Below are 10,064 nucleotides of genomic sequence, written 5' to 3'. Positions count from 1 at the left end.
GCCCGAGCGCGGCGTGCTCGGCGGCAGCGTGCTGGGCGGCGCGGCCGGCTCCGACGGCGCGGCCCGGCTGGACACGCGCGCGACCTTCCAGCCCGTGGCGATCCGGAACGGTGCCCCCGCGGCCACCCCGAGCACGACCCCGCCCCCCACGAGCGCCACCCCGGCCCCGGCGAGCGAGCCGCGCACCGAGCGCTGAGCCGCGCCCGGGATGATCCCGCCCGGCTACGCGGACTTCACCGCCCGTCGGGCAGGCTGGTCCGCACCATGAGCGACGCGCAGGACCCGGCCGACGAGCGCGGGACGAGCGGGGAGAACGCCGCCGAGCCGCCCCGGGAGGACCCGCCCCGGCTGCAGCCGCGTGGCCTGGCCCGGCCCGCCGTCGACCCCGAGACCGCCGCGGTGTTCGGCCGCCCCACCGGCGTCGAGGGCGCGTTCGCCGACCGTGGCGCGACGAACGGGCACGCCCGCTCCACCTTGGCTCCTGCCCCTACCGCGGCCCTGGCCAGCGCGTTCGGCCGCCCCGCCCTCGAGACCCCCGCGCTGCAGCGTCCCCCCGGTGAGACCGACGGGCGCCCCGGGGACGACGACGCGTTCTGGCCCACCGGCGACGCCGCCGGCACGGACGGCCGCGAGGACCCGTGGCGGCGCCCGGAGAGTCCCGTGGAGCTCGGCCCGCCGCCCCCGGGCGAGGCGGAGCCGGCGCCGGAGCGGGGAGCGGGGCCCCGGCTCAGCGTCCGCGAGGTGCTGTTCGGTCGCCGGGTCGAGCCGAGGGCCCTCGCGATCCTCGGCGTGCTCGCGCTCCTGATCGGCGCGCTCGGCGGGCTGGTCGGCCGGTACACCGCGGAGGGCGCGAACTCGCTCACCGAGCCCGGCGCCACGCTCAGCTCGACCACCGAGGGCAAGGAACGCCCGCCCGGCTCGGTCGCGGACATCGCCGCCCGGGTGCTGCCGGCGGTCGTCTCGCTCGACATCAAGGTGGGTCAGCAGGGCGGCACCGGGTCCGGTGTGGTCATAGACCCGGCGGGCTACATCCTCACCAACAACCACGTCGTCGCGCCGGCCGCCGACGCCCAGGGCGCGACGATCCAGGCGGTCTTCAGCGACGGCAGCCGCACGCCCGCCGCGATCGTCGGGCGGGACCCGAAGACCGATCTCGCCGTGGTGAAGGTGCAGGTCACCAACCCGACCGTGGCCCAGTTCGGGGCCTCGGGGGCGCTGGCCGTGGGCGACGCGGTGATCGCCATCGGCTCCCCGCTGGGACTGGCCGGGACCGTCACCACCGGCATCGTCAGCGCGCTCGACCGGCCGGTCCGGCTCGACGGCGAGGGCAACGCCGTCGCCGTCATCGACGCCGTGCAGACCGACGCCGCGATCAACCCCGGCAACTCCGGCGGCGCGCTCGTGGACTCGACGGGCGCCGTCGTCGGGATCAACACGGCGATCCGCAGCCTCGGCGGGTCGTCGCAGTCCGAGGGCGGCTCGATCGGTCTCGGGTTCGCCATCCCGATCGAGACGGCGCGCACCATCGCCGAGGAGCTCATCCGGAGCGGCCGGGTCACGCACGCCGACCTCGGCGTCAACGTCCGCTCGGTGACGGACGGGCAGGCCGACGGTGCGCAGGTGCAGAACGTCGTGGCGGGCGGGGCCGCCGCCGGCGCCGGCATCGTCGAGGGGGACGTGATCGTCAAGGTCGGCGACCGGGACATCGCGGGGGCGGACGAGCTGATCGTGGCGGTGCGCGAGAAGAACCCCGGGGACGTCGTCCCGATCCAGCTCGTGCGCGACGGACGGCCGCTGACCGTCAACGCGACGCTGGCCTCCGACTGACACCGCGTAGGCTGAGCCCGTGTTCGACAGCGTCGGCTGGGGAGAGATCCTCGTCCTCGTCGTGGCCGGGCTGTTCATCCTGGGCCCCGAACGGCTGCCGTCCGCCGCGGCGTGGCTCGGCAAGACGATCCGTCAGGTGCGCGAGTACGCCACCGGCGCGCAGACGAAGCTGCGCAACGAGCTGGGCCCCGAGTTCGACGAGCTCCGCAAGCCGCTGGAGGACCTGCGCGGGCTGCGCAACTTCAACCCCCGCACCGCGGTGCGCCGCACGCTGTTCGAGGACGACCCGGACCCGCTGGGCGTGAACGCCTTCCGGCGGAACGGTGGCACCGGGACCAACGGCAACTACGGGATCAACGGAAGCACGAGCGAGACCGCCTCCGCGGCCCCGCCGGCGGCCAGGCCGATCGAGCGGCTCGCACCCGACGAGCGCCCCCCGATCGACCCCGACGCCACCTGACGCGTCGCCTCACCGGAGCAGGGTCGGGACCGCCTTGTGGTGGTCGGTGGCCTGCTCGAAGGCGTGGGCGGCGGCCAGGACCCGGCCGTCGGCGTGCCGCGGCCCGATGATCTGCAGCCCCACGGGGAGACCTTCGCCCGTGAACCCGCACGGCACGGTCGCGGCCGGCTGCTGGGTCATGTTGAACGGGTAGGTGAAGGGCGTCCAGCTCGTCCAGCGTCCCTCGCCCGACGGCGTCTCGCGGCCGCCCTCGAACGCCGGGATCGGCAGCGTCGGGGTGAGCAGCAGGTCGTAGTCGCGGTGGAAGGCGCCCATCAGTGAGCCCATGTCGTTGCGCACGGCCATCGCGCCGAGGAAGTCCGTGGCCGAGTAGGTCGCACCCAGCTCGGCGATCTCGACCAGCGCCGGGTCCATCCGCGCCCGCTGCTCGGCCGAGTACGGCTCCAGGCACTTCGCGGCGCCGGCGAACCAGAGGACGTGGAACGGCTCCACGCAGTCCGCGAACCCGGGATCCGCGCGCTCGACGGTCGCGCCGAGCCGCGCGAACACGTCGGCGGCGGCCTCGAAGGCGGACTTCACGTCCGGGTGCACGTCGACGTAGCCGAGGGTCGGGCTGACCGCGATCCGCAGCCCGGCGACGCCCTCCACCGCCTGCTCGGCGAACGAGCGTGGGGGAGCGTCGAGCAGCCAGGGGTCCCGCGCGTCGAACCCGGAGACGACGTCGAGCAGCAGCGCGGCGTCGAGCGCGGTACGGGTCATCGGCCCGACGTGGGCGAGGGTGCCGAACGGGCTGCCCGGGTGGTGCGCGACGCGGCCGTAGGTCGACTTGTGCGCGACCGTGCCGGTGAACGCCGCGGGGATCCGGACCGACCCACCCGCGTCCGTGCCGAGCGACAGCGCGCCCATCCCCAGCCCGACCGCCGCGGACGAGCCCCCGGAGGAGCCGCCCGCGGTCTTCGTGGCGTCCCAGGGGTTCGTGGTCACGCCCCAGCGCGGCGAGTCCGTGACGCCCTTCCACGCGTACTCGGGCGTGGTCACCTTGCCGAGGAGCACGGCCCCGGCCTCGCGGACCCGCGCGACGGGCGGGCCGTCGACGTCGTGGGGCTCGGGGGCCTCGGCCACCCACGAGCCCCGGGTCGTCGGCCAGCCCTTGGTGAGGAGGATGTCCTTGATCGAGGTCGGCACGCCGTCGAGCGGGCCGACGGGCGTCCCCGCCTTCCAACGCTCGGCCGACTCGCGGGCCGAGGTCAGGGCGGAGTCGGCGTCGACCAGCGTGTACGCGTTGACCTTCGCGTTGTGCTCCTCGATGCGGTCCAACGCGTCCTGCGTGGCCTGGACCGGGGAGATCTCGCCCTTCTCGTAACCCGCGAGAAGCTCGGTGGCGGAGAGATCAGCAGTACTCACGAGGAACCCTTCACATAGCCGAGGCTCTTGTCGACGACGTTGTGCAGCGGCTCGCCCGCCCGGTAGCGCGCGAGGTTGTCCAGGAACTGGTCCATCAGCATGCCCCGCCAGCCCACGACGTCGCCCGACATGTGCGGCGAGACGATCACGTTCTCCATCACCCACAGCGGCGAGTCGGCGGGCAGCGGCTCGGTCTCGAAGACGTCGAGCGCCGCGCCCGCGATCCGGCCCTCCTGCAGCGCGGCCACCAGGTCCTGCTCGACGACGAGGCCGCCGCGGCCGACGTTGACCACGCGGGCGGTGTCGGGCAGCAGGTCCAGCACGGCCTTGTCGAGCATCCCGCGGGTGGCGTCGGTGAGCGGGGCGGCGAGCACGAGGACGTCGGCGGAGGGCAGGAGGCCCGGCAGCGCGTCGAAGGGGTGGACCTCCTCCGCGGCCCGGCGTCCGACCAGCTCGGTGCGCAGGCCGACGGCGCCGAGCATGTCCGCGATCGCCCGCCCGATCGGCCCGCTGCCGACCACGACGGCGGTGCTGCCGTGCACCGTGGAGGTCTCGCGGTGCCGCCACTCCCGCCGGCCCTGCAGCCGCAGCGTGGCCGGCAGGTCCTTGGCGAGCGCCAGCACCACGCCGGTCACGTACTCCGCGATCGGCCGGTCGAACACGCCGCGGGCGTTCGTGATCTGCGCAGGGTGCTCGAGGATCTCCGGGAACGTGACCTTGTCGACCCCGGCGCTCGCCGTGTGGACCCAGCGGACGGCGCCGGTGTCGGCGGCACGCCACGCCGCGGGCACGGCGGGGGAGAGGAAGTCCCAGACGAGCAGGACGTCGGCCCCCGACAACGCCCCGGCCAGGTCGGACGGGCCGGCGAGGCGGATCTCGGCGCCCTCCGCGCGCTCGTCGAGGCCGGCCGGTGGGTCGTCTCCGGTCAGCACGGCGATGACGGGCTGACCTGCGGGAACGGACACACCGAAGATCCTTCCGGAAGCGGGGGAGGCGATTGACACGCTAGGAAGCGCTCGTATGATTGTCAACAATCCGCGTGGTGCGGAGTGGTTCTGCTGTCCTCGATGCCGTATGAGGTGTGTGCCTTGCCGAAGTACATCCGGATCAGCCTCGAGCGCCGCGGTGTGTCCTGCGTGGCCGAGCTGCTCGAGAAGGAGGCGCCGCGGACCACCGCCGCGGTCTGGGAGGCGCTGGCCGACGGGCCGCTGGGGGGCCCGGCGCAGCACGCGAAGTACGCCCGCAACGAGGTCTACTCGATCGTCCGGCGGTTCGGCCCGACCATCGGCCAGGAGAACCCGACGGTCACCCCGATCCCGGGCGACGTCTGCTACTTCGACTTCCACGGCGGGATGCTCGACGCCTCCTTCAAGGAGGACCAGGACATCGACCAGGCCGCGGGCGGCATCGACCTGGCCATCTTCTACGGCCGGAACAACCTCCTGCTCAACGGTGACGTGGGATGGGTCCCCGGCAACGTCTACGCCACGATCGTGGAGAATCTGCCGGCGATGGCGGAGGCGTGCCACGACGTGTGGCGTTCCGGCAGTGTGGGGGAGCGGCTCGTGTACGAGCGGCTGCCCGAGGGTTCCTCCGAGTAGAACGACCTACTCGGAGCGTTCGAGTGGAGTGGCACGATGCCCGCTGAACTCTCCGTCGGCCTGGTCGACCCGGACGCCGGCCCAGGCCCGGCCTCCGGCGCGGACGGATCCGCCGACGACACACCGGGCGTCGGGGTCGTCGCCCCGTTCGACTTCGCGCTGGACCGCGAGCTGTGGCGGTGGGCGCCCGACGACGTCTCGCTCTACCTGACCCGGCTGCCGTTCTTCACCACGCCGGTCACCGTCGAGATGGCGGTCGCGGTCGGCGACCGGCGGGCGGTGCGCCGCGCGACCCGCGACGTGCTCACGCCGCGTCCCGGCGTCGTGACGTTCGCCTGCACGTCCGGCAGCTTCGTCAGTGGGGTGACGGGCGAGTTCGTGCTCCGCCGCACGATGATCGAGGCGGGCGCACCCGAGGCCACCACCACCAGCGGTGCCCTGGTCGACGCCCTGCACCTGCTCGGGGTGCAGAACCTGGCGATCGCCACCCCGTACATCGCCGCGGTCACCGACCGGCTGGTGACCTTCCTCGCCGACAGCGGGGTCAGCACGGTCGCCAGCGAGGGCCTCGGCCTGCTCGGCAACATCTGGCGGGTCGGCTACGAGCAGGTCGTGTCGATCGTCAAGGCGGTCGACCGGCCGGAGGCCGACGCGCTGTTCATCAGCTGCACCAACCTGCCCACCTACGACATCATCGAGCCCCTCGAGCAGGCCCTGGGCAAGCCGGTGATCACGGCGAACCAGGTCACGATGTGGGCCTCGCTGCGCGCGATCGGCCGGCAGGCCGTGGGCGGCGGGCGGCTGCTCGAGATCCCCCTGCGGCGCTCGGTGGCGTGACCCGGCCGGGCCTGACTTGTACGATTGTCGACAACTTGCCCGGCCGACTCGCGAGGAACGCCCGTGACACCCACCGCCACACCGACCGTCGGGATCCTGTACCCGGGGTACTCCGCCGAGGACGACTATCCGCGTGCCGAGCAGCGGCTCGGTGACGGCAGCCGGCTCCCGCTGGTGCACACCCTGATGCGGGAGGACGCGCACCGCGTCGACGCCCTGCTCGACGTCGGCTCCGAGGACATCCTCGCCGACGGCGCCAAGGCGGTCGCCGCGCAGGCCGGACCGCTGGACTCGATCATCTGGGCCTGCACGTCCGGATCCTTCGTGTTCGGCTGGGACGGCGCGGCGGCGCAGGTCAAGGCGCTGCAGCAGGTGGCGCAGGTCCCCGCGTCGAGCACGTCGTTCGCGTTCGTCGACGCCTGCCGCCGGCTCGGGATCGACACCGTCGCCGTCGGCGCGACCTATCCGGGGGACGTGGCCGAGCGGTTCGTCGAGTTCCTCGGCAAGGCCGGGATCCGCGTGCTCACCCTGACCTCTCGCGGGATCGTCACCGCGGCCGAGGTCGGCACCCTGCCCGACGACGTCGTGCTGGAGTTCGCCGCGGGCGTCGCCGGCGACCCGGCCGCCGCCGAGGCGCAGGCGATCCTCATGCCCGACACGGCGCTGCACACGATCGACGTGCTCGACCGGCTCGACGAGCGGGTGGGCAAGCCGGTGCTCACCGCCAACCAGGTCAGCGTGTGGCAGGGGCTGCGGCTCGCCGGCGCCGACCGGGCGCGCTCCGGGCTCGGCGCGCTCTTCGCGGCCGGGCCGGAGGCGGGCTGAGGCGATGGCGGGCAGCAGTCCCGAGATCCGGATGGGCGAGCTGGAGCCCATCGACCGCCGGTCGACGGCCGCGATCGTCGCGGACCGGATCCGGGCGGCGATCATGCGCGGCACCTTCCCACCCGGCACCCAGCTGGGCGAGGTCGACCTGGCGGCACGGCTCGGGGTGAGCCGCGGGCCGTTGCGCGAGGCCATGCAACGGCTGGTGGCCGAGGGCCTGCTGCGCAGCGAGCGGCACCGCGGGCTCTTCGTCCGCGACCTCGACGCCGCCGACGTGCGCGACGTCTACACCGCCCGCACCGCGGTCGAGCGGGCCGCCGCGCTGCTGCTGCTCGCCGAGCCGGACCGCGGTCCGGCCGTCGCCCGACTGACCGCGGCGATCACGGCGATGGAGGCCGCGGCCGCGGCGGGGGACACCGTCGCGCTCGCCGACGCCGACCACGACTTCCACGCCGAGCTCGTGGCCGCGTCGGGCAGCCCGCGGCTGCACCGGATGTCGCGGACGCTGCTGGTGGAGACGCGGATGTGCCTGGCCGCGCTGCAGCAGACGGCCCCGCCGTCGGAGGACCTGCTCGCCGAGCACCGCACCCTGCGGGACGCGCTCGCGACCGGCGACGGCGTGCTCATGACCCGGGTCCTCGAGGCCCACATGGCCGACGCCGTCTCCCGCATCCTCGACGTGGCGCCGCCCCCGGCGCTGCCCGCCTGACCCGCGTCCGACCCCTGTGACCTGCGGCGGGCGACCTGCCGTGCGGCGCGCCGGGGTCGTAGGGTCGGCACACGTGACCGGCTTCCCCGCGCGCTCGTGACGGGCATCCTCGAAGGTTTCCTCGTCATCGGCGTGGTCATCGCCGTCGGCTACGGGATCGGCCGGGCGGGGGTGCTCGGTCCGTCGGCCACCCAGGTGCTCTCCCGCACCGCGTTCTTCGTGGCGTCGCCCGCGCTGCTGTTCGTGACGCTCGCGCGGGCGGACGTCGGCGCGGTGTTCTCCTCGGCGCTCGTCGTCACCGCCGTGACCAGCACCCTCGCCTGCCTGCTCTACCTGCCGGTCGGGTTGGCCCGGCGGCGGCCGGCGGGGGAGACCGCGATCGGGTCGATGGCCAGCGGGTACGTCAACGCCGGCAACCTCGGCCTGCCCATCGCCACCTACGCGCTGGGCAACGCCGCCGCCGTCGCCCCGGTCCTGCTGTTCCAGCTCGCCGTGCTGACCCCGGTCTACACGACCGTGCTCGACGTGGTGTCCGGCGAGCGCACGTCGTGGGCCCGGACGCTGACGGCGCCGCTTCGGAACCCGATCGCCGTGGCGACCGCGGCCGGCCTGATCGTCTCGGGGACGGGCTGGCTGCCGCCCGAGCCGGTCATGGCGCCCCTGCAGCTCATCGCCGACCTGGCGGTGCCCGGAATGCTGCTGGCGTTCGGCATCTCGCTGCGCGGGGCCGCGCGGCCGGGAGCGGGGGACGTCGGGCCCTCGCTGTGGTGCGTCGTGGCGCTGAAGAACCTGGTGCACCCGCTGCTCGCGCTCGTGCTCGGCGGGGTCGTGCTCGGGCTGTCCGGGCCCACGCTGACCGCGGTCGTGGTGTGTGCGGCACTGCCCACCGCGCAGAACGTCTTCGGCTACGCCGTGCGCTTCGACCGGGGCGTCCGGCTGGGCCGGGACGCCGCGCTGACCACCACGATCGTGAGCGTCCCGGTGCTGGTCGTGCTCGTCGGGCTGCTGTCGGGGTAGGGCCCTTGCCGGGGTGGGGTCCGGCATGGTTCCCTGAGATTGTCGACAACCCGACAATCACCGATTCGTGGAGCGGAGTTCCATGGCACAGCTGTCCCCGGTCCTCACCCAGGCCACGCCCGTCCAGGCTGCGCGCGGCGAGGGGGTCTACCTCTACGACACCGAGGGGCGGCGGTACCTGGACTTCACGGCCGGCATCGGCGTCACCTCCACCGGGCACTGCCACCCGAAGGTCGTCGCCGCGGCCCAGGATCAGGTCGCCACGCTGATCCACGGCCAGTACACGACCGTGATGCACCAGCCGCTGCTGAAGCTGGCCGACCGGCTCGGCGACGTGCTGCCGCCGGCGCTCGACAGCGTCTTCTTCCTCAACTCGGGCTCGGAGGCCGTCGAAGCCTCGGTCCGGCTGGCCCGGCACGCCACCGGCCGCCCGCTGATCCTGGCCTTCGACGGCGGCTTCCACGGCCGCACCATGGGCGCCGCCGCGCTCACGACGTCGGGCGCCAAGATCCGCTCCGGGATCGGCCCGATGATGGGCGGCACGGTGTTCGCGCCGTTCCCCTACGCCTACCGCTACGGCTGGAGCGAGGAGCAGGCCGTCGAGTTCGCGCTGGCCGAGCTCGACCGCCAGCTCGTCAGCACAGCGCCGGCCGCCGACGTCGCCGCGTTCATCATCGAGCCGGTGCTCGGCGAGGGCGGCTACGTGCCCACCCCGCCGGCCTTCCTGCGCGGCCTGCGCGAGCGCGCCGACCGGCACGGCATCCTGCTGATCGCCGACGAGGTGCAGACCGGCTACGGCCGCACCGGGAAGTTCTGGGGCCACCAGCACGTCGAGGGCCTCACGCCGGACATCCTCATCACCGCCAAGGGTCTGGCGAGCGGATTCCCGCTGTCCGGCATCGCCGCGTCACGCGAGCTGATGAGCAAGGCGCGCCCGGGATCGCAAGGCGGCACGTACGGCGGCAACGCCGTCGCCTGCGCCGCCGCGCTGGCCACCCTCGACGTCGTGCAGGAGGAGGGCCTGGTCGAGAACGCCGCCGTGCAGGGGCGCCGGCTGCTCGACGGCCTCCGCGGCGCCTCGGCCGACGTCAAGAGCGTCGGCGACGTCCGCGGCCTCGGCCTGATGGTGGCCGTCGAGTTCACCGCGCCGGACGGCTCGCCCGACGCCGCCACCGCCGTCAAGGCGCACGCGGCCGCGGCCGAGCAGGGCCTGCTGCTGCTCACCTGCGGCCCGTTCGGCAACGTCGTGCGGTTCATCCCGCCGCTGATCACCACCGCCGAGCAGGTCGACGAGGGCGTGGCGCTCTGGAGCAAGGCCCTGGCGAACGCGGTCTGACCCGTATCCGCGAGTAGTGGGCGCTCGCGGACGGTGAGAGAACGATAG

11 protein-coding genes are annotated in these 10,064 nt (G+C 74.1%); 9 read left to right on the top strand and 2 right to left on the bottom strand.

The window, feature by feature from the left end:
- The 3 genes from LWC33_RS33750 to tatB form a co-directional block, all read left to right on the top strand.
- The coding region (locus LWC33_RS33750; RefSeq protein WP_233308776.1) for a hypothetical protein at positions 1-196 on the top strand (196 nt) is incomplete at its 5' end.
- Between the two features lie 68 nt (positions 197-264).
- The gene (locus tag LWC33_RS33745) at positions 265-1,827 is read left to right on the top strand and encodes a S1C family serine protease (protein ID WP_233308775.1); all 1,563 of its coding nucleotides are present in this window, start codon (positions 265-267) and stop codon (positions 1,825-1,827) included.
- Between the two features lie 19 nt (positions 1,828-1,846).
- A complete protein-coding gene (gene tatB / locus LWC33_RS33740; protein ID WP_233308774.1) occupies positions 1,847-2,287 on the top strand; it encodes a Sec-independent protein translocase protein TatB in 441 nt (146 codons plus the stop codon).
- A gap of 9 nt (positions 2,288-2,296) precedes the next feature.
- Here tatB and LWC33_RS33735 read toward each other — a convergent pair whose 3' ends face one another.
- Positions 2,297-3,691, bottom strand: coding sequence for an amidase (locus tag LWC33_RS33735; protein WP_233308773.1), 1,395 nt, complete (start codon positions 3,689-3,691; stop codon positions 2,297-2,299).
- Positions 3,688-4,656, bottom strand: coding sequence for a D-2-hydroxyacid dehydrogenase (locus LWC33_RS33730; protein ID WP_233308772.1), 969 nt, complete (start codon positions 4,654-4,656; stop codon positions 3,688-3,690). The genes LWC33_RS33735 and LWC33_RS33730 overlap by 4 nt, the downstream gene beginning before the upstream one ends.
- 123 nt (positions 4,657-4,779) lie before the next feature.
- Here LWC33_RS33730 and LWC33_RS33725 point away from each other — a divergent pair, with 123 nt between their 5' ends.
- The 6 genes from LWC33_RS33725 to LWC33_RS33700 all read left to right on the top strand — a co-directional run bounded on the left by LWC33_RS33725 (position 4,780) and on the right by LWC33_RS33700 (position 10,016).
- Positions 4,780-5,292: a DUF3830 family protein gene (locus LWC33_RS33725; RefSeq protein WP_233308771.1), complete on the top strand. Its 513-nt coding sequence runs from the start codon at positions 4,780-4,782 to the stop codon at positions 5,290-5,292.
- A gap of 36 nt (positions 5,293-5,328) precedes the next feature.
- Complete coding sequence (locus LWC33_RS33720; protein WP_233308770.1) at positions 5,329-6,129, top strand: maleate cis-trans isomerase family protein; 801 nt, start codon at positions 5,329-5,331, stop codon at positions 6,127-6,129.
- 63 nt (positions 6,130-6,192) lie between these two features.
- Positions 6,193-6,954, top strand: coding sequence for a maleate cis-trans isomerase family protein (locus LWC33_RS33715; RefSeq protein WP_233308769.1), 762 nt, complete (start codon positions 6,193-6,195; stop codon positions 6,952-6,954).
- 4 nt (positions 6,955-6,958) lie between these two features.
- Positions 6,959-7,663 carry a GntR family transcriptional regulator gene (locus LWC33_RS33710; protein WP_233308768.1) on the top strand — a complete coding sequence of 235 codons (705 nt, stop codon included), beginning with the start codon at positions 6,959-6,961 and terminating at the stop codon, positions 7,661-7,663.
- A gap of 96 nt (positions 7,664-7,759) precedes the next feature.
- The gene (locus tag LWC33_RS33705; protein WP_233308767.1) at positions 7,760-8,680 is read left to right on the top strand and encodes an AEC family transporter; all 921 of its coding nucleotides are present in this window, start codon (positions 7,760-7,762) and stop codon (positions 8,678-8,680) included.
- Between the two features lie 82 nt (positions 8,681-8,762).
- Positions 8,763-10,016 (top strand): aspartate aminotransferase family protein, encoded by a 1,254-nt coding sequence (locus tag LWC33_RS33700; protein ID WP_233308766.1) that lies wholly within the window; start codon positions 8,763-8,765, stop codon positions 10,014-10,016.
- The last annotated feature ends 48 nt before the right edge of the window (positions 10,017-10,064 follow it).

The sequence above is a fragment of the Pseudonocardia terrae genome (genome assembly GCF_021343995.1).
GTDB lineage: Bacteria > Actinomycetota > Actinomycetes > Mycobacteriales > Pseudonocardiaceae > Pseudonocardia > Pseudonocardia terrae.
The sequence above is the reverse complement of the archived record's forward strand: the minus strand, read 5'-3'. Positions and strand labels throughout refer to the sequence as shown.

Bases quoted from the DNA above. Each gene is read 5' to 3' on its own strand.
- LWC33_RS33720 (WP_233308770.1), top strand. From the start codon at position 5,329: ATGCCCGCTGAACTCTCCGTCGGCCTGGTCGACCCGGACGCCGGCCCA.
- LWC33_RS33745 (WP_233308775.1), top strand. From the start codon at position 265: ATGAGCGACGCGCAGGACCCGGCCGACGAGCGCGGGACGAGCGGGGAG.
- LWC33_RS33710 (WP_233308768.1), top strand. From the start codon at position 6,959: ATGGCGGGCAGCAGTCCCGAGATCCGGATGGGCGAGCTGGAGCCCATC.
- LWC33_RS33700 (WP_233308766.1), top strand. From the start codon at position 8,763: ATGGCACAGCTGTCCCCGGTCCTCACCCAGGCCACGCCCGTCCAGGCT.